This is a genomic window from Salinarimonas chemoclinalis (assembly GCF_041514305.1).
Classification (GTDB): domain Bacteria; phylum Pseudomonadota; class Alphaproteobacteria; order Rhizobiales; family Beijerinckiaceae; genus Salinarimonas; species Salinarimonas chemoclinalis.
The window spans coordinates 83,990-107,292 of the sequence record NZ_JBGMWH010000009.1 but is presented as its reverse complement, the minus strand read 5'-3'; the positions used below and the strand labels follow the sequence as shown (position 1 = coordinate 107,292).

Genomic DNA, 23,303 nt, shown 5'->3' with positions numbered 1-23,303 from the left:
AGGAGCGCGCGCCGTGCAGGAGAACCAGGGCCACGAGCTCGTCATCATCCGCCGCCGCCCGGACCCGGAGGCGGACGAGCCCAAGGGCGGCGTCTGGAAGATCGCCTACGCCGACTTCATGACGGCGATGATGGCGTTCTTCCTGGTGATGTGGCTCATCAACGCCACCGACCAGGAGACCCGCGAGGTCGTCGCGACCTACTTCAACCCGATCCGCCTCGCCGAGGCGACGAGCGACCGCAAGGGCCTGCGCGATCCCGACGCCTCCTCCCAGGGCGTCGACCTGGAGGAGCGCTCCGACGCGCCCGTCACCGAGGCCGACGCGGAGCACGTGGAGGCGCGGCACACGCCGCAGCCCGTCGCGCGGCGCTATTCCGAGACGGCCCTGTTCCAGGACCCCTACGCCGTCCTCGCCGAGCTCTCCGCGCAGGCCGCGTTCGCGCCCGCGACGCCGGCCGCGGGCATCGATCCGACACCCGGCGAGCGGGGCGAGCCGGGGCTCGTGGGCGGCGACGCCTTCCGCGATCCGTTCGATCCGGTCTACTGGCAGCTCGCCCCGCAGCCGGCGGTGGGCCGCGCCGACGGCGACGGGACCGGCGGGCCGATGGGCCTGCCGGACGCCGCCGCGCCCCTCGGCCTCGGCGGCCCCGCCGGCTCGGACGCGCGGGCGCTCGCCGCCCCGACGCTGGACGTCCCGACGCTCGACGTCGAGGCGCGGGCGGTGGCCGGCGCCGCCGCCGTGCCGGCCGCGGTCGTCGCGATCGACGAACCGCCCGCGCAGGAGGCCGCGATCGCGGTCGCAGCCGTCGACGAGGCCGATGCGGGCGGCGCGCCGCAGCCCGCGCCCGTCCGGATCGCGGCGACGGGCGACGATGCACCCGCCGGAGCGCCATCGCCCGAAGCGCCATCGCCCGAAGCGCCCTCGACCGAGGAGCCCTCGACCGAGGAGCCCACCGCCGAGGCGCCCTCCACCGAAGCGCCCTCCACCGAGGAGGAGGCGCTCGACCCCGCCCTCGTCCGTGCCGCGGCCCTGCGCGCGCGCATATCGGCCGCGATGGCGCAGGCGACCGGCGCCGCCGCCCCGGAGAACGTGCCGGCGATCGAGGTCTCGGCCACGCCGGAGGGCCTCCTCGTCTCCCTCACCGACGACGCGGACTTCGGCATGTTCGCCATCGGCTCCGCCGAGCCGCGTCCCGAGCTGGTGCGCGTCGTCGAGGAGATCGCGCCGATCCTCGCCGCGGAGGCCGGTGCCATCGTCATCCGCGGCCACACCGACGCGCGGCCCTTCCGCTCGGAGACCTACGACAATTGGCGGCTCTCCTCCGCGCGCGCCCACATGGCCTACTACATGCTCGTGCGCGGCGGCTTCGCGGAGGAGCGCATCCTGCGCGTCGAGGGTCATGCGGATCGCATGCTCAAGGTCGCGGACGATCCCTACGCCGACGAGAACCGGCGCATCGAGATCCTGCTGCGGGAGGCGCGCTCGTGATCCGCCCCAGTTTCCGGCTTCCGCTCGCGCTCGCCTGCCTCCTCGCCGCGGCGCCGGCGTCGGCGCAGCCCGATCCGCCCGTGCCGACGGTCGAGACCCCCGCGGCGCCGGCCGCCGTCCCCGAGCCCTACGCTCTGGTGCGCACGCTCCAGGCGCTCCAGGAGCGCGTGGCGCACGGCGACGTCGAGGCGCACCGCGCGCAGAGGGCGCTCATCGGCCGGATCGCCCTCGGTTTCGAGGCGGCGCCGCCGTCCGCCTGGGCGGACGCGCGCAACGCGCGGGCGGCGATCGCATTCGTGCTGGGCGGCGGCCCGCCGCAGAGCCTCGAGGCGATCCTGGCCTCGGGCGCGGAGTTCGGTGCGCCGCGCACGCTCGCGCAGGGCGCGCTCGCCTTCCTGCAGGGGCGCGAGGTGGAGGCGCGGGAGGCCTGGCGCGAGGCCGATCCGCTCACCGTGGGCGGCATGCTCGGCGGGCAGCTCGCGCTGGCCCAGTCGGCGCTCGCGGTGCGCGAGGACCCGGCGGAGGCGATGCGGCTCCTCGCGGTGGCGCGGCTGCTCGCGCCCGGCACGCTGATCGAGGAGGCGGCCCTGCGCCGCGAGGTCTTCGTCGCCGGCCAGAGCGGCGAGGTGGAGCGGCTGGAATTCCTGGCCATCCAGTACCTGCGCCGTTTCCGCCACTCGATCTACGCCGGCAACTTCCGCCAGCGCTTCGCCACGCTGCTGACCGCGCTCGATTTCCACGGCGACCTCGACCGCTTCGGGCGGCTCGAGGCGATGCTCGAGCGCTTCGACGGCGAGAGCCGGCGCGACCTCTACCTGTTCTTCGCCCGCCATTCCCTCGTCCATGGCCGGCCCGAGGTGGCGCGGCGCGCGGCGACGCTGGCGCACGGGCTCGCCGCGGGCGATTCCGACGCGGAATGGCGCGCGACCTTCTACGCCGCCGCCTCGCAGGTGACGACGGACCGCTTCGCCCTCGCCGCCGAGACCCTCGCCGACGTCGACCCCGCCCGCCTGCCGGCGCCGGACGTCGCGCTGCTGGAGACGGTGATCGACCTCGCGGTGCAGGTCGGCGCGCCGATCCCGATCGCGGAGGAGCCGCCGACGGACGTGATCGAAGACTTGGTCGAGGCGGTGGCGGACGGCGAGACGCCGGAGGTCGAGACGCCCGTCGCCGATTTCCCCGCCGATGCGGCACCCGACGTTCCGGCACCAGACGACCCCGCCTTCGCGCCGCCCGAGGCCACCCCCGCCATGCGGCGCGCCGAGGCGGCGCTCGCCGCGATCGATGCCCTTCTGACGGAGGCACGCCGATGATCCGAGCCGATCTCTCCGCCCTCGCGCCGCCGCCCGGCGGCGAGCGCGCCGCCGCCAAGGGCGGGCTCGACGGCAAGGGCGATGCCGAAGGACGGGGCCGCGCCGGGCTCGGCGCCCTGTTCGGCGCGGCGCTCGACGGTGTCGGCGAGCGCGCCCGGGAGGGGGGCCGTCCCGCGGCCGATGACGCGACCGCGCGGGAGGGCACCGACGAGAGCCCCGCGCGCAAGGCGGACGACGGCGCGCTCCGCTCGCTCTTCGCGGCCGAGGGCTCGCTGCCGATCCGACCCGGCGCGCTCGCGCTCCAGGCGCGGGCGGAGGCGCGCGGCACGCCGGCCGAGGGCGAGCCCGAGGCGCCGACCGGGCGCGACGGTGCGCCGTCCCCCGACGGAGGCGAGGGGGCGGATGCGGCGCGCGATCCCGCCAGCCTGCTCGCCGCGCTCGCCGGCATCACGGTCCGGGGCGATGCGGGTCGTGCCGCACTCGCCGCACCGGCGGCGCCCGGCGACGGCCTCGCCCGCGGCGGCGCCGCCGTCGCTGCGGCCCGGGCGCAGGCCGAGGCCGCCCGCGCCGGCGATCCGGCCGCCGACGGCACCGCGGATGCGAGGGACGTTCCCGCCTCCCGGGGCCGTGCGCTCTTCCCCGGCGGTGCCGACCTCGCGCTGGCGACGAAGCCGGAGCCGAGCGTCGGGATGGCTCTCAAGGCGACCGTGGTCTCGCAGGCGACGCATCTGCCGCCCGCGCTCGGCACGGCGAACCTCGCGGCGATCGTCGATGGCGCGTCGGCGCTGCTGGGCGAGGGCCGCGGCGAGGGATCGGGCCGCGCGGGCCTCGCCTTCCCGCCCGACCTCGCCGCCGCCGGCGCCCAGGCGAGCCTCTCGGCGAAGCCCGTGAAGGTGCTCACCGTCCAGTTGCAGCCGATCTCGCTCGGCACCGTGACGATCGCGCTCCGGCTCACCGCCGACGGAGTCGCGATGGAGATCACGGCGGCGGACGCCAAGGCGGCGGCGATGCTGCGCGCCGACGAGAAGCTGATCGTCGACGCCGTGCGCCGCACCGGCCTCGCCGGCGAGGTCGTGGCCATCCACACTGCGGACGCGCAGCGCGCCGCCCCTCAAGCGCAAGCCGGCTCGGGCGGCGATCCCGCCGGGCGCGGCGACGGCCAAGCGGGCGGGCAGGCGAGCGGCGGCTCCGCCGGCGGCCAGGCCCGTGGAGAGACCCGCGGCGAGGGCGGCCGCCCGGGCCCCGAGAGCTTCACACTGGAGAGGAGATCCGACGATGATGCTGCGCCGAACGCTGCTCACCCTCGTCGCGGCGGCGACGCTGGCGGCGGGGTCTATCTCTGACGCCTCCCCCGCCCCGGCGGAGGAGAACGTCTGCGAGGCGGAGATGATCCGGGCGGCCGCCGCGCACGACGTGCCGCTGGCGGTCCTGTTCGCGGTCGGCCTCACCGAGACCGGCCGGCGCGGGAACCTGCATCCCTACGCGCTCAACATCGCGGGGCGCTCCTTCTTCGGGACGAGCCGGGAGGAGGCGCTCGCCGAGTTCGAGCGCTCGCGGGCGGCGGGCGTGAAGCTGATCGATCTCGGCTGCATGCAGATCAACCATTATTGGCACGGGCAGGAGTTCGACACCGTCGCCGACATGCTCGACCCGGAGAAGAACGTCACCTACGCCGCGCTCTTCCTCGAGCGGCTGCGCGCCCGTCACGGCTCCTGGACGTTGGCGGTCGCCCGCTACCACGCCGGCCCGCGCAACACGCCGGCGCAGAAGCGCTACGTCTGCGCCGTGATCCGCCACATGGTCTCGAGCGGCATGGGCGCCTGGACCCCGAACGCGCGCGCCTTCTGCGGCTGAGGGCCGGAAGGGCCGACGGTGCGCAAAAAGGGCGAGACATGGTGAATCGAAATCGCTGCGAAACGGAATCTTTACCATTTCGGTCAACCTTAATGGAAATAGCCCTTCCGTGCGTCATCGAGGTGCGCCGATGTCTCAAGTTGCTCTGTCCGCGGGTATCCGCGACACCCTTCTGACGATCCAGCGGACGACGCGGTCGGCGACCATGTCCGAGCAGCGTCTCGCCACGGGCCTCAAGGTCAACTCGGCGATCGACAACCCGCTCGCCTTCTTCACGGCGGCGGGCCTGCGCGATCGGTCGAACGACCTCGCCGGCCTGCAGGACTCGATGCAGCAGGCGACGCGCACCATCGCGGCCGCCAACTCCGGCATCGAGGGCATGAAGAAGCTCTTCGAGACCGCCCAGGGCCTCGCCAACCAGGCGGCCGCCGAGCAGGACGGCGCGGTGCGCGACACGCTGCAGACGCAGTTCAACGAGATCATCCGCCAGGTCGACGACCTGATGCGGAACTCCGGCTACGGCGGCGTCAACCTGCTCAACGGCGGCACGCTCAACGTCCGCTTCGACGCCAACGACACCACCGCCTCGCTGGCGCTCACCGTCAACAGCGGCACCGTGCTCAACGCCGCGACGCTGGGCGTCACGACCGGCGCGGTGGGCTCCTGGTCGAACGCCGATACGACGTCGACTGCGGGCGACGTGGCGATCAACCAGACGCTCACCTCGATCCGCTCGGCGATCACGACCCTGCGCTCGGAGGCGAGCCGTCTGGGCGCCAACAACGCGATCATCACGACGCGCCAGGAATTCACCGAGAACATGATCAACACGCTGCGCGCCGGCGCGGACGACTGGACGCTGGCGGACCTGAACGAGGAAGGCGCCAAGCTCACCTCGCTCAACACCCGCAACCAGATCGCCCAGACGGCTCTGGCGCTGGCCTCGCAGCGCGACCAGTCGGTCCTGCGACTGTTCGGCTGATCGGCCGCGGGCGCCTCGGCGAGACGCCGGGCGAGACGAAGGAGACCGCACGATGTCGCTCGACCTCGCTCACCCGCTGGACGACCCCGCCCTGCAGGCGCAGTACGAGGAGGCGCGGGCGCTGCGTGCGCCCGCCGATCCGGACGCCTTCGACGCGGGCTGGGGGGCCGGCCGCATCTTCGTCTCGGTCGTGTCCTTCCGCGACCCCGAGTGCCAGAAGACGCTGATCGACCTGTTCGCGAAGGCGGCGCGCCCGGAGCGCGTCCACGTGGGGCTGGTCCGCCAGCACGACCCGATCGAGGACACGGCCTACCTCGCTCCGGAGCCGGCGCGCGCCGGCCAGGTTCGCGAGATCCGGGTCCACTGGCGCGACGCGCTCGGCGTGTGCTGGGCGCGCTTCCTGGCGCAGGCGCTCTGGCGCGGCGAGGACTACTTCCTCCAGATCGATTCGCACATGCGCTTCGAGCCGGGCTGGGACGAGATCCTGATCGGCGACCTCGCCGGCTGCCCGTCCGAGAACAGCGTCCTCGCCTCCGCGCCGCCGCCCTACCTGACGCCCGGCGACACGCTCTCCGACCTCTTCCCCGGCGTGCTGCGCACGGACGGCTTCGAGCCGAGCGGCGCGCTGCGCTTCACCGGGCTTTGGCTGCCGGCCCCGCTCGAGCGCTACGTGCGCATGCCCTTCCTGCTCGCGGGCTGCCTCTTCGCCCCGGGTCGGCTGATCGCCGAGGTCCCCTACGACCCCTACGCGGCCTTCTCGACGGAGGAGGTGAGCTGGGCGCTGCGTCTGTTCACGCACGGCTGGGACGTCTATGCGGCGCCGCGCCGCTCGATCTGGCACCAGTACAAGCGCGACAACCGGGTGAAGCGCGGGGACATGACGGACCTCTCCTTCACGATGCGCAACAACGAGTGGACGGCCCGCGCCTTCCACCGCTTCAACCACCTGACCGGGCATACCACGGTGCTCGACGCCCCGATCCTCGTCGACCTCGACCTGTTCGGGCTCGGCGAGGCGCGCGGGCTTCCCGAGTTCGAGGCCTGGGCCGGCGTCGACTTCCGCTACAAGCGCATCACCGTCGACTGCGCCCGTGCCCGCTTCATCCCCGACATCGACGCCATCGCCTCCTTCCCGGTGCCGGTCCTCGACGACCCGACGACGGTGCGCCCCGCGCTCGTCGAGCCCGAGGAGATGCGGCTGCGCGAGGTCCTCTCCGCCTGGGAGGTCCCGGCGCTCGCCGCCGAGCTCGTCGATCTCCTCATCGAGCTCGACCGCCACCGCGTCGCCCGCGAGGGCAAGCCGCCGCACGCGCGGCTCCAGCCCGATCGCGCCCGCCTGCTCGCCGACTTCGAGACCTGGGACCGCTACGCGCTCGCCTGCGAGCTGGCGAAGCTGTCCTACACGGTGCACCTCATGAACACGCTCGACGAGATGCAGGCGGGCCTCGCCGCATCCGGCGGCTGACGGCCGGGGAGATCCGCCGATGAAGACGCGCGAGAGCACGCCGGCGGCGCCGACCGCGCGGGGCGGGGAGCGGCCGGACCTGACGATCCTGCTGCCCACGTACGAGCGTCCGACCTACCTCGAGACCTGCCTCAAGCACCACGTCTCGCACTTCGACGCCGCCGGCCTCGACTACGAGATCCTCGTCTGCGACAACGATTCGGGCGAGGCGACCAAGGCCGTCATCGCGCGCTGGTGCGAGAAGAGCCCGCGCGTGCGCTGCGTGACGCAGCCGAAGAACCTCGGCTATCTCGGCAACTTCTACTACGGGCATCGCCACGCGGCCGGGCGCATCGTGGTGACGACGGGCGACGACGATCTCCTCATCCCCGAGAGCGTCGCGGCCTACGTCGCGATGTTCGACGCCGATCCCGAGCTCGTCATGGTCCAGGCGCCGTGGTTCGTGATGAACGAGCGCGAGCGCAACAAGATCATGGGCGCCGCCTACACGCTCGACGGCCCTGTGGAGATCGCGCGGGGCGACTATCGCCGGGCGATCGAGCTCGTGCTCGAGAAGCGCATCTTCCCGGAAGTCTTCGCGATCCGCACCGATCTCGTCCCCGAGATCATCGGCCCCGCGGACCCCACCGCCTACCACTTCTTCGTGACGCTCGCGCGCGCCGTCGAGGCCGGGCGGGTCGTGTTCTCCGACCGCCCGCACGCGATCGTCACGGGCATCTCGCGCCACGGCAAGCACCAGGGCAACAGCGAGACCGCGAGCGGCTGGGACATGTATCGCGGCGGCCTCGAGTTCCTGCTCGGCCGCGCCCGCGACGCGGAGCCGGGCGCGGACTGGAGCGAGGCGCTTCGCCGACTCGACGCCTTCGTCATCGACCGCATGCACGTCGCCGTCCACATGCTGCTGGGCGCCCGCGCCTGGGAGAAGGCCTGGTATCTCTGCCGGCGGCTCGGGGCCTACGCGCATTCCGTCGTGGCCGAGAGCACGATGCACGAGCTCCTCTCGCTGGCTGCGATGGACGCGGCGCTGCGCGAGGCGACGCTGCTCGGGGCTGGCGACGTCGTCCTCTCCGACGAGCTGTTCTCGATCTACCTCAACGTCGTCGACCTGGAGCGCCACGGCGTCGAGCCGATCTGCGCGTCGGACTGGGAGGGCGCGCGTCGCGGTCGCACGGCCTTCCTCGGCATGAACCGCCGGCGCGAGCCGGGCGACCACCCGGACGATCTCGTCATCGACGTCGCGGCCGTGATGCGGCGCATCTCCGCCTGATCGTTCGACTTGCGGCGTTCGTCGCAAGCTTTCGTTCGCCGCTTTCTCGAAGGCCCGCCTCGTGCGGGCCTTTTTCATGCGCCCGCTGAAGTCTTAACGTGCGTTAGGCACGTTCTTGAACCGGTCCTTTACTCGCGATCGTGCAGTCTGCGCCAGAGGCTAGAAGAGCCTCGTCGGCGACACAGAAGGAGTTCGTCATGCAGATCGCACTTTCCTCGGGCATCCGCAACACGCTGCTCACCATCCAGCAGACCACCCGGAACGCGAACCAGGCCGAGCAGCGTCTCGCCACCGGCCTGAAGGTCAACTCGGCCATCGACAACCCGCTCGCCTTCTTCTCGGCGGCGGGCCTGCGCGACCGGTCGAACGACCTCGCCGGCCTCCAGGACTCGATGCAGCAGGCGACGCGGACGATCTCCGCGGCGACGAACGGCATCGAGGGCATGAAGAAGCTGTTCGAGACCGCCCAGGGTCTCGCCAACCAGGCCGCCGCCGAGCAGGACGGCGCGGTGCGCGACACCCTCCAGACGCAGTTCAACGAGGTGGTCCGCCAGGTCGACGACCTGATGCGCAACTCCGGTTACGGCGGCGTCAACCTGCTCAACGGCGGCACGCTCAACGTCCGCTTCGACGCCAGCGACACCACCGCCTCGCTGGCGCTGTCGGTCAACAGCGGCACGGTGCTCAACGCGGCCACGCTCGGCGTCACGACGGGCGCGGTGGGCAGCTGGTCGAACGCCGACACGACGTCGACGGCCGGCAACGCCAACATCGCCACCGCGCTCACCTCGATCCGCACGGCGATCACGACGCTGCGTTCCGAGGCGAGCCGTCTCGGCGCCAACAACGCCATCGTCACGGCGCGCCAGGACTTCACCTCCAACATGATCAACACGCTGCGCGCCGGCGCGGACGACTGGACGCTCGCGGACCTGAACGAGGAGGGCGCCAAGCTCACCTCGCTCAACACCCGCAACCAGATCGCCCAGACGGCGCTGGCGCTGGCCTCCCAGCGCGACCAGTCGGTCCTGCGACTGTTCTGATCGCGCACGTCGGCGCGAGATCCGACGCCGCGCCCCGCGAGGGGCGGGAAAACCAGACGCCGCGCCCCGCGAGGGGCGCGGCGCTCGCCGTTTAAGCATTGCTTAACCACGTCGCCCCTAAGCTCCTCGAGGCGGATCCCACGGAGGCCGAGATGGCGCTGCGCATCGAGCTCAAGCCGAACGAACGGATCATCATCGGCAAGGTGGCGCTCACCAACGGGCCCACGCGCACGACCTTCGTCGTCGACGGTCGCGCGCCGATCCTGCGGTGCAAGGACGTGATCACGCCCGAGCAGGCGGACACGGTCTGCAAGAAGCTCTACCTCGTCATCGAGCGGGTCTATCTCGAGGAGCTGTCCTTCGAGGAGGCCGCGCCCGCGTTCCAGGCGCTCGCGGCCGAGATCGTCGGGGCGGCGCCGAGCACGAAGCGCTTCCTCGAGGCGATCACGGAGCGGTTCGTGACGCAGAACCTCTACGGCGCCCTCAAGATCTGCCGCAAGCTGATCGCCTACGAGAGTTCGATCATCGCCCACGCGCGGGCCGCGTGAGGATCGTCTCGACCCGTGGTGACGACGGCAACTCAACCTTAACATCGATCGATCACGATCTTCGTGACACGCAGTCCGGGGGTTAGAGGAATGAACAACGCCGCCCAGGCCTACGCCAGCACGGCGAAGACGGCGACGGTCGACCAGCGCGAGTTGGAGGCCAACCTCTTCATGCGTGCGGCCGCGAAGCTCCAGGCCGCGCGCGAGCGCTTCTCCGAGCCCGAGCTGCGCGAGGAGGCCCTCGACTACAACAAGCGGATCTGGTCGGTCTTCCTGCCCTCGATCGTGGACCAGTCGAATCCGCTGCCGATCGAGCTCAAGGGCAACCTCGCGAGCCTCGGGGTCTTCGTGTTCCGGCGCATGGACGAGATCTACGAGAAGCCGGCGGCCGAGCGCCTCGACATCCTCGTGTCCATCAACGTCGACATCGCCGCCGGCCTCCGGGGCCAGGCGGCGTGATCGATCCTCCCGCGCCTCGCGGGAGCGGGAGCGCCGCGGGCGCTCCCGGCCTCAGCGGCCGGGCTCGGCGCCGCGGATGTAGGCGCGCAGCTTGAGCAGCATCTCGGCCGGGACCTGATCCACGACCTCGCCCGAATCCGTGTCGACGGTGCGCGTCACCACGGCGCGGGTCGCCTCGTCGATGTCCGTACGCCGCGCGAGCACGCGCTTCATCGCCTCGTCGAGCGCGGCGCGATCCTCGGCGCCCGGGCTCGTGTCGAGGCGCACGGCCTCGCTCTCCGCGATCTGGCTGACGCTGCGCGAGGGATCGAGCACCGTCGCCACCGGCCGCGCCGGCGTGGCGGTGTCCGGCCGCTGCACCGCAGCGACGACGGTCTGGCTCGCAGCCTGCCGCGCGCTCGCGACGGCGGGCGTCTTCTGAACGCTGCCGACGTCCATGACGGACCTCCTGTCCAAACAGCCTCCCGGCCGTCGTGGACCCTAGCGCGGTCCGCTGAATCGGAGGTTTAAGGAAACGGTAAACGCATCGACGAATCGCATCACAGGCTGCGGGAGAGAACGAGCGAGCCGTTGCCGCTCGCCACAGGCGCGCCGTAGCCGCCGCCCGCCGCGCGCGCCCCGCCCGGCCCGTATCCCGCCGCGCTCGTGCCGCCGCCGAGCTCGCCGGAGAGCGAGCGCACGAGCCCTTCGGAGACCGCACGGGCGGTGGCGAGCACGATCTGGTTCGTCTCGATCGTACGCTGGAAGGCGTCGTGCTCGGCCTTGAGCCGCTCCAGCGCGTCCGGCACGAAGCGGGCGAGGGCGATCGCGTTCGCCTTGAGCGCCTCCAGGCCGAGGACGTAGCGCGAGGTCAGCGCGCTCTTGCGCGCCTCCTGGGCGAGGCCGTCGCGGATGCGCCCGGCCCGCACGTGCGCGGTCTCCACCTCGAGCAGCTTCTCGAGCTCCTGCATGACCCCCCGCACCTCGGCGACGAGCGCCTCCGCGGCGGCCTTCGTGCCGACGTGCGGCACCGGCTCGGCCGGCTCGTCCTGTTGATCGGCCCACATGTCAGGCGCCCTCCTGCAGCTTGAGGATCTCGGCATAGACGCCGTCGGCGAGGCCGAGCCCGCCGCGCTCGGCGATCTTGCCGGCGTATTCCTTCACGAGCATCGACTGGTACATCCCCGCGCCCGGCCCGGCCTCGCCGAACAGGCCGACCTCGCCGACGCTCTCGAAGACGCGCCCGAGCATCTCCTCGAGCATCATCGTTTCGAACTCGCGGGCGGTCTCCCGCGCGCGGGAGGCGCGCTCGGGGGACACGCGACCCGCCGAGGCGGCGTCGGAGAGCCCGGACCGGGCCGTCTCGAGCCGACCGGCGAGACTGGTCTGGGTCGCGGCGTAGGCGGACAGGGTCGGGTTCATCACATCACCTCGATCTCGGCCTGGAGCGCGCCCGCCGCCTTGATCGCCTGGAGGATGGCGATGAGGTCGCGCGGGCCGACGCCCAGCGCGTTGAGCCCGTCGACGAGTTCGCGCAGCGACACGCCGGTGTCGACGATGGTGAGGCGCTGGTCGCCGTCCGCGTCGACCTGCACGCCGGTGCGCGGCACGACGACCGTCTCGCCGAGCGAGAGCGGGTCGGGCTGGGCGACCTGCGGCTGCTCGCTGATCGTGACGGTGAGGTTCCCCTGCGCCACCGCCACCGTCGAGACCCGCACGTCGCGGCCCATCACGATGATGCCCGAGCGCTCGTCGATGACGACGCGGGCGGGCTGATCGGGCTCGACGCGCAGCTGCTCGATGTCGGTGAGCAACGAGACGATGTTGCCGGGATAGTTCTGCGGCAGCATGATCGCGACCGAGGAGGGGTTGAGCGGCTCGGCGACGCCGGCACCCATGAAGGCGTTGATCGCCGCGGCCATCCGCCGGGCGGTGGTGAAGTCCGGGTTGCGCAGGGCGAGCCGCAGGCCGCGCTGGGCGTCGAGGGCGAACTCGATCTCGCGCTCGATCAAGGCGCCGTTGGCGATGCGCCCCACCGTGGGCACGCCCTGCGTGATCGAGGCGGCGGCGCCCTGTGCCGCGAAGCCGGCGATGGCGACGGGGCCCTGCGCCACGGCATAGACCTCGCCGTCGGCGCCGAGCAGCGGCGTCACCAGCAGCGTGCCGCCCTGGAGCGAGGAGGCGTCGCCCAGAGCCGAGACCGTCACGTCGAGCCGGGTGCCCTGGGTCGAGAAGGCGGGCAGGTTCGCCGTCACCATCACCGCGGCGACGTTCGCCGTGCGCAGGTTCTGCCCGCGGGTGTTGACGCCCAGCCGCTCGAGCATCGCGGTGAGCGACTGGCGGGTGAAGGGGGAGTTGTTGAGCCCGTCGCCGGTGCCGTTGAGGCCGACCACGAGGCCGTATCCCACGAGCTGGTTCTGCCGCACGCCCTCGACGTCGGCGAGATCCTTGATCCGCGACAGCGTGGTGAGCGGGCGCACCGCGTCCGCCGCCGCCGGGACGGGCGGCAGCACGAGCGCGAGCGCGCAGAGCGCGAGGACCGCGCGGCGCGTCGTGCGGAGCATTGCGAGCGAGAGAGCGGCGAGACGCGAGGCCGACGGGACCATGATGTCCTCCTCCTGGACGTTTCCGCCCACGCGAAGCCCGTGCCAGCCGCGCAGCCCAAGCGGCGCAAGGGATCGGCGCCCCGGCACGCCGCCGGGGTCCCGCACGGGCACGGCAGGATCGTCCCGCGCCGGGCAGTTCCTGCCGGGCCGTCAATCCTTCGTTAACCATGATCGCGTCATCCTCCGGGGCGTCGTCGGCGGGAGCGGAGGGTGGATCATGCGCATCGAGGGCAAGCCCGGCGTGCCGTTGCCGTCGGTCTCGGGAACGCGCCGCCGCGAGGGAGGGGCGAGCTTCGCCGTCGCCGACGAGGGGCCGAGCACCGCCTCCGGCCCGCGCGCCTCCTCCGTCGGCCCGACGACGAGCCTCGACGCCATCCTCGCGCTCCAGGGCGAGGAGGACCCCGCCGAGCGCCGCCGCCGCGCGGCACGGCGCGGGCAGGACATGCTCGACGACCTCGACCGGCTCAAGGCCGCGATCCTCGGCGGGCGGGTGCCGCCCGAGGACATGAAGCGCGTCGCCTCGCGCCTCGCGGAGCGCCGCGAGGCGAGCGGGGACCCGCTCCTCGACGCCATCCTCTCCCAGATCGAGCTGCGCGCCGAGGTGGAGATCGCCAAGCTCGCGGCCCGCGACGGTCGCGGTGCGCGGGCCTGACCCGCCGGCGACGATTCTCCGCGAATGCGGAATGCGAATCGGTTGAACGGCGAACGGCGCTGTTTCGTACGCCGCAAACCTCTCGATTGCCGTCGAAAATCCCCGGCTTTTGTCGATTGTCCCGCTGCGACCGCTCCGCTATAAGGAGCCGCGCCCGAGGGCGGGTTCGAAGTGCGCAGGCTCGGGCGCGGCGGCAGCGAGAAGGTCCGACATGTCGAACACCCTCATCGACCAAGGGTACCGTCCGACCGAGGACGAGCCCTTCATGAACGAGCGCCAGCGCGAGTACTTCCGGCGCAAGCTGCTCCAGTGGAAGCAGGACATCATCCGCGAGTCCTCCGAGACGCTCGCCACGCTCCAGAGCGAGAACGAGAACCACCCCGACATCGCCGATCGCGCCTCCTCGGAGACCGATCGCGCCATCGAGCTGCGCGCCCGCGATCGCCAGCGCAAGCTCATCGCCAAGATCGACGCGGCGCTCTCGCGCATCGAGGACGGGTCGTACGGCTATTGCGAGGAGACCGGCGAGCCGATCTCCCTGAAGCGCCTCGAGGCCCGACCGATCGCGACGCTCTCGCTCGAGGCGCAGGAGCGCCACGAGCGCAACGAACGCGTCCACCGCGACGACTGACCGTTCTCCACGCCGCCCTCGAGCGGCGTTTTTCATGCGCGCGCGGCGCGCGACGGCCGGTCCCGCGCGCCGTGCGTCGCCTCACCCTCGGCGCGTCGTATCGCCCTCGACCCGCGGCGGGGCGACGCCGGCGCCCCTGCGGCGCTGAGCCTCCCCCGCCGGAGGTGGCGGACGGGGTGGCGCGCCATACATCCTTCGTCATGGACGACGGCGAGGACACGCGCAGCCCATGAGCGATCGAGACGACCGCGAGCCCGCTGGCCGCGACCGCGAGGCCAACCGCTTCTCCGCCCGCGCCGCCCGCTACGCGCGGGTGGGCGCGAACATGGGCGGCGTGGCCGCGCGGATGGCCGGCGCGCGCATGCTCGGGCGCGAGGACGCGCAGGGCGCCGCCGCGCTCGCCCAGGCGCTCGGCGGCCTGAAGGGCCCGATCATGAAGGTGGCGCAGCTGCTCGCCACCATCCCGGACGTCGTCCCGCCCGAATACGCCGCGGAGCTCCAGAAGCTCCAGGCGGAGGCGCCGCCCATGGGGGCGGCCTTCGTCAAGCGCCGGATGCAGGCCGAGCTCGGCCAGGGCTGGCGGACGCGCTTCGGCGAGTTCGACCTCAAGCCGGCGGCGGCCGCGTCGCTCGGCCAGGTCCACAGGGCGACCACCCTCGACGGCCGGGACGTCGCCTGCAAGCTGCAGTACCCGGACATGCAGTCCGCGGTCGAGGCGGACCTGCGCCAGCTCGACTTCGTCTTCGCGCTGCACAAGCGCATGGATCCGGCGATCGACACGAGCGAGATCAAGAAGGAGATCGCCGAGCGGGTGCGCGAGGAGCTCGACTACGTGCGCGAGGCCAAGCACGCGCGCATCTACGCCCACACGCTCGCCTCCGTGCCCGAGGTGCGCGTGCCGGACATCGTCGACGACCTCTCGACGAAGCGGCTCCTCACGCTGGGCTGGCTCCAGGGCAACAAGATCCTCGGCTACAAGGAGGAGCCGGTCGAGGTGCGCAACCGCCTCGCCATCGCGATGTTCAAGGCCTGGTGGCACCCCTTCTCGTCGGGGGCGATGATCCACGGCGACCCGCACCTGGGCAACTACTCCGTCTGGGAGGAGGACGGCGAGGCGCGGGGCATCAACCTGCTCGACTACGGCTGTGTGCGTATCTTCCCGCCGAAGTTCGTCGGCGGCGTCGTCGACCTCTATCGCGGCCTGCAGGAGAACGACCGCGCCCGGATGGTCCACGCCTACGAGACCTGGGGCTTCAAGCGGCTCAACGACGAGCTGATCGACATCCTCAACATCTGGGCGCGCTTCATCTACGGGCCGCTGCTCGAGGATCGCACCCGCACCATCGCCGACGGCGTCTCGCCCGGCGCCTACGGTCGGCGCGAGGCCTTCGAGGTGCACAAGGCGCTCAAGGAGAAGGGGCCGGTGACGGTGCCGCGCGAGTTCGTCTTCATGGACCGCGCGGCGATCGGGCTCGGCGCGGTGTACCTGCACCTGCGCTCGGAGCTGAACTACCATCGCCTCTTCGAGGAGGAGATCGCCCGCTTCGACCTCGACGCGCTCGCCGCGCGCCAGGCGGAGGCGCTCGCGATCGCGGGTCTCGCGCCGCCGCCGGGCTGAGGCCGCTTGCCTTTCCCCGCGCACGCGTCCATGGAACCGCCATGACGCGCGTCGCCCCCGAGACCCCTCCCGAGCCCAGTCCCGAGCCCGCCGGCGAGGCGGGCCGCGAGGCCTTCGCCTACGAGCAGACGCCGCGGCCGGTCGGTTTTCCGATCGCCTTCCGGCTCAGGGGCAAGGCGCTCGAGGTCGAGCGGATGGGGCGCGTCGACCGTCTGCCGCTGGAGCGGGTGCGGGAGGTCCGCCTGTCCTACGCCCCCGCCTCCTTCGCCCCCGGCCGGCGCGAGGCCAAGCTGAAGCTCGACGACGGACGCTCGGTCGCCATCTCGTCGGTCACCTACCGCGCCATGTTCGACGCCCGCCGGCAGGACGCGGCCTACGGCCGGTTCCTGCGCGAGCTCCTGCGCCGCACGGCCAAGGCGGCGCCGAAGGCCCGCTTCGTCGCGGGCCGGCCGTGGCCGATCTGGATCGTCCTCGCGGTCGTCTCGCTGCTGATCGTCGGCGCGCTGGCGGTCTTCGCGCTGGAGATCTACCGCATCGGCGAGACCGCGATCGCGCTCGTCGCCGTCGCGGTGGCGCTGCTCGGAATCTGGCAGCTCGAGCCGATGGTGCGCCTCAACAAGCCGCGGGACTTCCCCCCGGACGATCCGCCCGAGAGTCTCGCCCCGCGGCCGTGAGCCGGCGCCCTCAGCGGACGACGAGCACCGACGAGGTGGCGTGGCGCACGATCGTCGTGGCGTTCGACCCGAGCAGGTAGGTCGCCATCGTCGGGCGATGCGAGCCGACGACGACGAGGTCCGCGCCCGCCTCCTCGGCCTCCGCCAGCACCTCGTGGTAGATCGAGCCGAGCCGCACCACGGCCGAGACCCGCTCCTTGGGCAGCGGCACGGTGGCCGCGATGTCGCCGAGGCTCTCCTCCGCCTCGCGCTGCTGGTCCGCCTCGAACGAGGCGGGGACGTATTCCATGTAGGTCACCGGCATCAGCGGGCGCACGTAGATCAGCCGGATCGTGCCGTCCCCGGGTTCGGCGAGGCGCGCCGCGGTCGCGAGCGCGCCCTCGGAGGCCTTCGGCTCGGCGAGATCGACGGGGACCAGGATCGTCTTGTACATGGGGGACCTCCTCGCGGCCGCCCGCGCCTCGCGTGCGGCCTTCCAGGGAAACGTAGGCGTCACGGGTCGCGTTCACGTTGATCGAGCGCAAGGCCCGGCTCGCGACGCGAGGCGGTGGTGCGCAGACGATGCGGGCGTCCTCGCCATTTGACGTCGCGGCCGCATTGGCGTCTCGTGCGTGATCGCCCGCCCGGAGCCGCCGCGTTGCCGCCACACGTCCCCTCGCGCCTGCGCCACGCAGTCGCCTCGCCCGTCGTCTTCCTGATGACGCTCGCCTTCGTGAACTGGCTCGGCTTCGCGAGCTGGCAGGCGCTCCTCAACAACTTCGCCAAGGACGCGGCGGGGTTCGACGGCTTCCAGATCGGCGTGCTCCAGTCCGTGCGCGAGATCCCCGGCTTCCTCGCCTTCACCGCCGTCTTCCTGTTCATGATCATGCGCGAGCAGACGCTCGCCTACCTCTCGATCCTGATGCTCGGCGTCGGCGTGGCGCTGACGGGGTATCTGCCCTCGTTCTGGGGGCTGATCCTGACGACGACCATCATGTCGGTGGGCTTCCACTATTTCGAGACGGCGAACCAGGCGCTCTCCCTCCAGCTGCTGACCAAGAAGGAGGCGCCGCGGGGAATCGGCAAGATCTACGGGGCCGCCGCCGCGGCCCAGCTCGTCGCCTACGGCGCGATCGCGGGCGCCTTCCTGCTGATGACGCCCAGCTACGAGGCGATGTACCTCATCGCCGGCGGCGCCACGGTGGCGCTCGGCATCCTGGCGATGGCCGGGTTCCGGCGCTTCCAGGGCGAGACGAAGCAGAACCGCGGCATCGTGCTGCGCCGGCGCTACTGGCTCTACTACGCGCTCACCTTCCTGTCGGGAGCGCGGCGGCAGATATTCATGGCCTTCGGCGCCTTCCTCCTCGTCGAGCGCTTCGGCTACGAGGTCTCGACGCTGGCGCAGCTCCTGTTCCTCACCTGCGCCATCAACGTCGTCGCCGCGCCGCTGCTCGGGCGCGCGATCGGAGTCTTCGGCGAGCGCGCGACGATCCTCGCGGAGAACGTGGTGCTCGTCCTCGTTTTCCTCGGCTACGCCTTCACCGGCTCGGGCCTGGTGGCGGGCGCGCTGTTCGTGCTCGACGGCGTGTTCTTCACGCTCACGATCGCGCAGAAGACCTACTTCCAGAAGATCGGCGACCCCGCCGACATCGCGCCCACGGCGTCGGTCGCCTTCACCATCAACCACATCGCCGCCGTGGCGATGCCGGTGACCTTCGGCGTGATCTGGATGAGCGATCCTTCTGCGGTCTTCCTCATCGGCGCCGGCATCGCCTGCGCCTCGCTCGCGCTGGCCTTCCTGGTGCCGCGCCACCCCGACGCCGGGCGCGAGACGGTGCTGTCGCGGCCCGCGGCCGCGGCGATGCCGGCGCAGTAGGGCCCGCGTGCCGGCGCCGGGGATCGGGGTCAGTCCGCGTCCAGCGCGCCGGGTCGCGTGTCGCGCTGGATCAGCGATCCGGCGAGGGGGCCGCAGGCCCCCGGCTCGGTGTCCTCCAGAGCGATGCTCGGCCCCGCACGCGACAGCCGGCACTCGAGCGGGAAGCCCACATCGCCCGTCTCTCCGGCGGTCGCGGTGAGCTGGAGCACGCCGTTGATGACCTCGTAGCTGCCTTCGGCGGAGACACCGCTCGCGGGCAGCTCGAGCTCGAAGCGCAGGGCACTCAGCCCGAGCGTGATGCCGTCGGCCTGGTAGACGCCGGGATTGAGCGCGATGTGCGCACTCGGAGGGGGAATGGACGGCTGTCGCGCGACGGGCAACTGCTCCGGCAGCGCCGGCGCCGGAGCCTCGACCATCTCCTGCGGAGCGTCGCCTTCGGGCTCGGACTCAGGCGCGTCGCCGCACGAGGCGAGGGGGAGAACGAGCAGGAGCGCCAGGGACGGCGGACGGATGCGGGGTCTGCTTCTCATCGATCTTCGGTATCCGCTGGTCGGGGCGGGGGTCAAGGCCTTCGTTCTCCTTATAATTGTTCATCATCGTTGATTTCGATCCTTTCGCGCATATCCAGGCGTGCGCGGTGGACGCGCGTGCGATAGGTCGCGAGCGGAATGCCCATCCGCTCCGCTCGCGCCGATTGCGCACCTTCCCCGCTCATCTCGAGGCGCAACGCCTCCCGGCGCCCTCGCGGGAGCGCGTCGATTTCCCGCAGGATGTCGGCGCATACGAGCGCCTGCTCCTGGTGCGCCTCCACCGGTGGGTCGCCGAGTTGCTCCAGCGGAGCCATCGGCGGCGATCTGCGCGCCCGCTTGTGTCCGTCGATCGCGGTGTTCCGCATGATGGAGTTGAGCCAGGCCCCGAGCGTGCCCTGGCCCGCGAACGTGCCCCGCTTCGCCAGAGCGCGTTCCACGACGTCGTGGAGGAGATCTCGCGCGTGATCGTCGTCCCTGGTGATCCGCCGCGCGAGGCGCGCGAGCCTGGGAAGCTCGCGAACGAGAGCGTCGTCGAAGTCCGTCATCGTTTCCCTTCCGAGCCCGGCAGGATGCCTCTCGATGATCGCGAAACATGGCTTCGACATGAAAGTAGGGCCGGTCGGTGAAATTTCCGCAGCGGCGCGTCGTCCTTGTCCGTGGGCTGGGCCAACCATCGAACGAGGAGTTCTACATGAAGACGCGCATGCAACAGCTACTCCCCATCCTGGCGGCCGCGTTCCTGTTGGCGATTCCCGGCGTCTCGATCCAGGCCGCCGCGGCTCAGGAAACGGGTGCGGAAGCCCCCGTGGAGATCACCGAGGAGAAGGTCGAGGCGTTCGCGGTGGCCACCCTTGCCCTCGCGGAGATCAACCGGGTCTACGAGGAGCAGGCGGCTCGGATCGACACCGAGGAAGAGCGCGAGCGGCTCATGGCGGCGACGAACCTCGCGATGATGGATGCGGTCGAGCGCGTCGACGGGATCAGCATCGACGAGTACAACGCGATCGCCACCGCGGCGCGCGAGGACGGCGCGCTGGCCGACACGATCAACGAAGCGCTCGTCCAGCAGATGCGGTGACGCGCCGCGGGCGGGCTCGCCGCGGGGGGACCGCGTCTAGTCCAGCGCCACCAGCGTCTCCACCTCGATCGCCCCGTCGGGTGCGACGAGGGTGAGGCGCAGCGGCAGCTCGCCCGTCGCGTCGCGGGGGCGGTGGACGATCTCGATCGCGACCACGCCGTGGGCGTCCGCCGCTTCGTCGGCCGCGAGGAACCAGCCGCTGTCGGGGCCCTCCGCGAGCAGAAGGGCGCCGGGCGGCGCCGCGACCGTGACGGCGAGGCGATCCGCGCCCGCCGCGGCGACGGCCCGGACCGCCAGACCCCGGGCGGCTTCCCCGAGCGCGACCCGTGCGGGCACGGTTTCGCGGGCCCGCGCGATCGCCGGGGTGCCGCCCACCGGCTCGGGCGGAAGGGTGAGCGCCGCCTCGGCGGTCGCGGGGATGCAGATCTCCTTGCAGACGCCGTAGAAGAGCGACAGCGACAGGCTCACCGGCGCGGACGGATCCTCCGGCGTCACCCGAAGCGGCAGGACGACGTGGTCCTCGTAGCCGTAGTAGGCTCCGTACGGGTCGGCGAAGCGCGCCGGCGCCGGCCATTCGACCTCGACCGACGCGACGTTGCGCGAGCCCGACCAGTCGAGCTCGGCGGGGATGCCCGAATCGCCGGGCGTGCGCCAGTAGGTGCGGTAGCCGGGCTCCATCTCGATCTCGAGCCCCGCCCAGCGCTCCTGCGGCGTGGCGTCGCCGGAGAGCAGCCGAGCACGCGAGGCGTGGTCGTCCGACCAGGGCGAGACGCCGGTCGGGGCCGCCTCGGCGGCGGGCACCAGCGCGGCGGCTGCGAGGAGCGCGCCGGCGGCGACGAGGACGTTGGCGAGGATCGGCATGGCGAGGTTGGGCATGGTGTCGGGAGGCTCTCGGTGTCTCGAGCGCAGGGACTTGGTACTCGGGGAGGTGGAACTCGCGGTGTCTCGGCCGCTTCAATGTCGGCATCGTGGCGACGTTTCGCCACCCACGTTCGCGTGAGCCGCGATCACATGCGGTCGCGGGGTCCGCGAAGGCCGGTGCGAGCCCTTCCCGCGGCGCGCGTCGCAGCGTAGCATGGTCGCACGAACGCACGGCTCGAGGAGGGATCTCGCCCATGGCCGGCTATCTCGACGGACACCTCCTGGTCGCCATGCCGGGCATGCCGGACGAACGTTTCGAGCGCACCGTGATCTACCTGTGCGCGCACTCGGCGGACGGCGCGATGGGCATCGTCATCAACAAGCCCACCACCGACGTCAGCCTGCCGGACCTGCTCGTGCAGCTCGACGTCATCCCCGCCGACGAGGCGATCCGCCTGCCGCGCAGCGTCGGCGCGATGAAGGTGATGAAGGGCGGCCCGGTCGAGACGAGCCGGGGCTTCGTGCTGCACACGCCCGACTTCTTCATCGACCAGTCGACGCTGCCCATCGACGGGCGCATCTGCCTCACGGCGACGGTCGACATCCTGCGGGCCATGGCGCGGGGAGACGGGCCGGACCGGGCGATGTTCGCGCTCGGCTACGCCGGCTGGGGCGCGGGCCAGCTCGAGACCGAGATCCAGAAGAACGGCTGGCTCTCGTGCCCGGCGGACCCGGAGATCGTCTTCGGCGTGCCGGCGGAGACGCGCTACGAGGGTGCGCTGCGCGCGATCGGCATCGATCCCGTGATGCTCTCGCCGATCGCCGGCAACGCCTGAGCGCGCGGTGCCCGCCCACCCTGCGCGGGTGCCGATCCCCATGGGCGCGCGCGGGCCGGCCGCGCGATTGCGGCACCCGGCCGGACGGCCTATCTACACCGCCGGGCTCGCGCGCGGGCCACGTTCCGTTCCCACGAGGTTCCCGCATGGCCCGCGACGTTTCCGATGCGACGCCGATCACCGCACGCGACGCGCTGGTCGCGTGGATCGCCCAGGGCGAGAAGCCGCGCGCGGCCTGGCGGATCGGGACCGAGCACGAGAAGATCCCGTTCTACCGCGCCGGGAACGCCCCCGTGCCCTTCGCCGGCCCCGCCGGCATCGAGGCCATCCTCGCGGGCCTGCGCACCGCGACGGGCTGGGAGCCGATCGAGGACGGCGGCAATCTCATCGGCCTGTTCGAGGGGGAGGGCGGCGGCGCCGTCTCGCTCGAGCCGGGCGGCCAGTTCGAGCTCTCCGGCGCGCTCCTGTCGGACGTCCACGAGACCCGCGCCGAGCTCGACGAGCATCTCGGGCAGACCGGGCGGGTCGCCGAGCCGCTCGGCATCGGCTTCCTCGACCTCGGCATGAGCCCGGTCTGGCGTCGCGAGGAGACGCCCATCATGCCCAAGAGCCGCTACCGCATCATGATGGGCTACATGCCCAAGGTCGGGCGGCTCGGCCTGGACATGATGCTGCGCACCGCGACCGTGCAGGTGAACCTCGACTTCTCGAGCGAGGCGGACATGGTGAGGAAGCTGCGCGTCTCGCTGGCGCTGCAGCCGATCGCCACCGCGCTCTTCGCCAACTCCCCCTTCACCGACGGGCGGCCCAACGGCTACCTCTCGATGCGCTCGCACATCTGGACCGACACCGACCCGCACCGCACCGGCATGATGCCGATCGCCTTCGAGGACGGCTTCGGCTACGAGCGCTACGTCGACTGGCTGCTCGACGTGCCGATGTACTTCGTCAAGCGCGAGGGTGCCTACCACGACGTCGCCGGGGCGAGCTTCCGAGACCTCCTTGCGGGACGCCTGCCGCAGCTGCCGGGCGAGCGCGCCACGCGCTCGGACTGGGCGAACCACGTCTCCACCGTCTTCCCGGAGGTGCGCCTCAAGCGCTTCCTCGAGATGCGCGGCATGGACGCCGGCCCGCGCAGCCACCTGCTCGCCGCGCCCGCCTTCTGGGTGGGCCTGCTCTACGACCCCGTCTCGCTCGACGCGGGCTGGGATCTGGTGAAGGGCTGGACCGCCGAGGAGCGCGAGCGGCTGCGCACGGACGCCCCGCGGCTCGGCCTCGACGCCACGATCGCCGGGCGCTCAGCCGCGGCGATCGCCCGCGACGCGCTCGCCATCGCGCGCTCGGGCCTCGCCCGGCGCGGGATCACGGACGGGCTTCGTCGTGACGAGACGTCGTACCTCGATCCTCTCGAGGAGATCGCCGCGAGCGGGCGGCCGCGGGCGCGCGCTCTGCTCGACCTGTATCACGGTGCGTGGGGCGGTTCCGTCGCGCCCGCGTTCGAGGCGTGTGCGCTGCCCGCTCCGGAGCCCGCGTGACGCTCGCGTCCCGAGCCTCCGCGAAGGA

General features: G+C 72.2%; 26 protein-coding genes. 18 read left to right on the top strand and 8 right to left on the bottom strand.

Going from position 1 to position 23,303, the window contains the following annotated elements; all coding sequences use genetic code 11:
• The first annotated feature begins 13 nt into the window (after positions 1 to 13).
• From AB9M23_RS15080 to flaF, 10 genes are all read left to right on the top strand, one after another.
• A complete protein-coding gene (locus tag AB9M23_RS15080; RefSeq protein WP_372425378.1) occupies positions 14 to 1,489 on the top strand; it encodes a MotB family protein in 1,476 nt (491 codons plus the stop codon).
• Positions 1,486 to 2,802 carry a MotC family chemotaxis protein gene (locus tag AB9M23_RS15075; RefSeq protein WP_372425377.1) on the top strand — a complete coding sequence of 439 codons (1,317 nt, stop codon included), beginning with the start codon at positions 1,486 to 1,488 and terminating at the stop codon, positions 2,800 to 2,802. Before AB9M23_RS15080 ends, AB9M23_RS15075 begins: the two co-directional genes overlap by 4 nt.
• Positions 2,799 to 4,145, top strand: coding sequence for a flagellar hook-length control protein FliK (locus AB9M23_RS15070; RefSeq protein ID WP_372425376.1), 1,347 nt, complete (start codon positions 2,799 to 2,801; stop codon positions 4,143 to 4,145). The genes AB9M23_RS15075 and AB9M23_RS15070 overlap by 4 nt, the downstream gene beginning before the upstream one ends.
• On the top strand, positions 4,081 to 4,656 hold the full coding sequence (locus tag AB9M23_RS15065; protein ID WP_372425433.1) for a transglycosylase SLT domain-containing protein: 576 nt from the start codon (positions 4,081 to 4,083) through the stop codon (positions 4,654 to 4,656). Before AB9M23_RS15070 ends, AB9M23_RS15065 begins: the two co-directional genes overlap by 65 nt.
• A gap of 130 nt (positions 4,657 to 4,786) precedes the next feature.
• Positions 4,787 to 5,638, top strand: a complete 852-nt coding sequence (locus AB9M23_RS15060; protein ID WP_372425375.1) for a flagellin N-terminal helical domain-containing protein — start codon at positions 4,787 to 4,789, stop codon at positions 5,636 to 5,638.
• A 52-nt stretch (positions 5,639 to 5,690) separates the two neighbouring features.
• Positions 5,691 to 7,103 (top strand): GlcNAc-transferase family protein, encoded by a 1,413-nt coding sequence (locus AB9M23_RS15055; RefSeq protein WP_372425374.1) that lies wholly within the window; start codon positions 5,691 to 5,693, stop codon positions 7,101 to 7,103.
• A 19-nt stretch (positions 7,104 to 7,122) separates the two neighbouring features.
• Positions 7,123 to 8,370 (top strand): glycosyltransferase family 2 protein, encoded by a 1,248-nt coding sequence (locus AB9M23_RS15050; protein WP_372425373.1) that lies wholly within the window; start codon positions 7,123 to 7,125, stop codon positions 8,368 to 8,370.
• A 197-nt stretch (positions 8,371 to 8,567) separates the two neighbouring features.
• Positions 8,568 to 9,413, top strand: a complete 846-nt coding sequence (locus tag AB9M23_RS15045; RefSeq protein WP_372425372.1) for a flagellin N-terminal helical domain-containing protein — start codon at positions 8,568 to 8,570, stop codon at positions 9,411 to 9,413.
• 152 nt (positions 9,414 to 9,565) lie between these two features.
• Positions 9,566 to 9,961: a flagellar biosynthesis repressor FlbT gene (locus tag AB9M23_RS15040; protein WP_372425371.1), complete on the top strand. Its 396-nt coding sequence runs from the start codon at positions 9,566 to 9,568 to the stop codon at positions 9,959 to 9,961.
• A 90-nt stretch (positions 9,962 to 10,051) separates the two neighbouring features.
• Positions 10,052 to 10,420 carry a flagellar biosynthesis regulator FlaF gene (flaF, locus tag AB9M23_RS15035; RefSeq protein ID WP_372425370.1) on the top strand — a complete coding sequence of 123 codons (369 nt, stop codon included), beginning with the start codon at positions 10,052 to 10,054 and terminating at the stop codon, positions 10,418 to 10,420.
• 51 nt (positions 10,421 to 10,471) lie between these two features.
• Here the strand turns inward: flaF and AB9M23_RS15030 are convergent, their stop codons facing one another.
• From AB9M23_RS15030 to AB9M23_RS15015, 4 genes are all read right to left on the bottom strand, one after another.
• Entirely contained in the window at positions 10,472 to 10,858 is a 387-nt protein-coding gene (locus tag AB9M23_RS15030; RefSeq protein ID WP_372425369.1) for a flagellar protein FlaG, read from the bottom strand.
• Between the two features lie 101 nt (positions 10,859 to 10,959).
• Positions 10,960 to 11,466 carry a hypothetical protein gene (locus tag AB9M23_RS15025; RefSeq protein WP_372425368.1) on the bottom strand — a complete coding sequence of 169 codons (507 nt, stop codon included), beginning with the start codon at positions 11,464 to 11,466 and terminating at the stop codon, positions 10,960 to 10,962.
• Between the two features lies 1 nt (position 11,467).
• Positions 11,468 to 11,821 (bottom strand): rod-binding protein, encoded by a 354-nt coding sequence (locus AB9M23_RS15020; protein WP_372425367.1) that lies wholly within the window; start codon positions 11,819 to 11,821, stop codon positions 11,468 to 11,470.
• Entirely contained in the window at positions 11,821 to 12,963 is a 1,143-nt protein-coding gene (locus AB9M23_RS15015) for a flagellar basal body P-ring protein FlgI (protein ID WP_372425432.1), read from the bottom strand. The genes AB9M23_RS15020 and AB9M23_RS15015 overlap by 1 nt, the downstream gene beginning before the upstream one ends.
• A gap of 259 nt (positions 12,964 to 13,222) precedes the next feature.
• Here AB9M23_RS15015 and AB9M23_RS15010 point away from each other — a divergent pair, with 259 nt between their 5' ends.
• The 4 genes from AB9M23_RS15010 to AB9M23_RS14995 all read left to right on the top strand — a co-directional run bounded on the left by AB9M23_RS15010 (position 13,223) and on the right by AB9M23_RS14995 (position 16,580).
• Positions 13,223 to 13,657, top strand: a complete 435-nt coding sequence (locus tag AB9M23_RS15010) for a flagellar assembly protein FliX (RefSeq protein WP_372425366.1) — start codon at positions 13,223 to 13,225, stop codon at positions 13,655 to 13,657.
• Between the two features lie 211 nt (positions 13,658 to 13,868).
• The gene (gene dksA / locus AB9M23_RS15005; protein ID WP_029031665.1) at positions 13,869 to 14,288 is read left to right on the top strand and encodes an RNA polymerase-binding protein DksA; all 420 of its coding nucleotides are present in this window, start codon (positions 13,869 to 13,871) and stop codon (positions 14,286 to 14,288) included.
• Positions 14,289 to 14,517: 229 nt separating this feature from the next.
• On the top strand, positions 14,518 to 15,906 hold the full coding sequence (locus AB9M23_RS15000) for an ABC1 kinase family protein (RefSeq protein WP_372425365.1): 1,389 nt from the start codon (positions 14,518 to 14,520) through the stop codon (positions 15,904 to 15,906).
• Between the two features lie 41 nt (positions 15,907 to 15,947).
• Positions 15,948 to 16,580, top strand: coding sequence for a hypothetical protein (locus AB9M23_RS14995; RefSeq protein ID WP_372425364.1), 633 nt, complete (start codon positions 15,948 to 15,950; stop codon positions 16,578 to 16,580).
• A 10-nt stretch (positions 16,581 to 16,590) separates the two neighbouring features.
• On the opposite strand, the gene AB9M23_RS14990 is transcribed toward AB9M23_RS14995, so the two are convergent.
• Positions 16,591 to 17,013, bottom strand: a complete 423-nt coding sequence (locus AB9M23_RS14990; protein ID WP_372425363.1) for a universal stress protein — start codon at positions 17,011 to 17,013, stop codon at positions 16,591 to 16,593.
• A gap of 204 nt (positions 17,014 to 17,217) precedes the next feature.
• On the opposite strand from AB9M23_RS14990, the gene AB9M23_RS14985 reads away from it, so the two are divergent.
• Positions 17,218 to 18,435: an MFS transporter gene (locus AB9M23_RS14985; RefSeq protein WP_372425362.1), complete on the top strand. Its 1,218-nt coding sequence runs from the start codon at positions 17,218 to 17,220 to the stop codon at positions 18,433 to 18,435.
• 29 nt (positions 18,436 to 18,464) lie between these two features.
• On the opposite strand, the gene AB9M23_RS14980 is transcribed toward AB9M23_RS14985, so the two are convergent.
• Both AB9M23_RS14980 and AB9M23_RS14975 read right to left on the bottom strand, forming a co-directional pair.
• Positions 18,465 to 18,965 (bottom strand): hypothetical protein, encoded by a 501-nt coding sequence (locus tag AB9M23_RS14980; RefSeq protein ID WP_372425361.1) that lies wholly within the window; start codon positions 18,963 to 18,965, stop codon positions 18,465 to 18,467.
• Between the two features lie 50 nt (positions 18,966 to 19,015).
• Positions 19,016 to 19,510: an RNA polymerase sigma factor gene (locus tag AB9M23_RS14975; RefSeq protein WP_372425360.1), complete on the bottom strand. Its 495-nt coding sequence runs from the start codon at positions 19,508 to 19,510 to the stop codon at positions 19,016 to 19,018.
• Between the two features lie 146 nt (positions 19,511 to 19,656).
• On the opposite strand from AB9M23_RS14975, the gene AB9M23_RS14970 reads away from it, so the two are divergent.
• A complete protein-coding gene (locus AB9M23_RS14970) occupies positions 19,657 to 20,043 on the top strand; it encodes a DUF4168 domain-containing protein (RefSeq protein WP_372425359.1) in 387 nt (128 codons plus the stop codon).
• 36 nt (positions 20,044 to 20,079) lie between these two features.
• Here AB9M23_RS14970 and AB9M23_RS14965 read toward each other — a convergent pair whose 3' ends face one another.
• The gene (locus AB9M23_RS14965) at positions 20,080 to 20,919 is read right to left on the bottom strand and encodes a protein-disulfide reductase DsbD domain-containing protein (RefSeq protein ID WP_372425358.1); all 840 of its coding nucleotides are present in this window, start codon (positions 20,917 to 20,919) and stop codon (positions 20,080 to 20,082) included.
• A gap of 239 nt (positions 20,920 to 21,158) precedes the next feature.
• Between AB9M23_RS14965 and AB9M23_RS14960 the strand changes: the two genes are divergently transcribed.
• A complete protein-coding gene (locus AB9M23_RS14960; RefSeq protein ID WP_372425357.1) occupies positions 21,159 to 21,740 on the top strand; it encodes a YqgE/AlgH family protein in 582 nt (193 codons plus the stop codon).
• Positions 21,741 to 21,886: 146 nt separating this feature from the next.
• Positions 21,887 to 23,275, top strand: coding sequence for a glutamate--cysteine ligase (locus AB9M23_RS14955; protein WP_372425356.1), 1,389 nt, complete (start codon positions 21,887 to 21,889; stop codon positions 23,273 to 23,275).
• Positions 23,276 to 23,303: the final 28 nt, after the last annotated feature.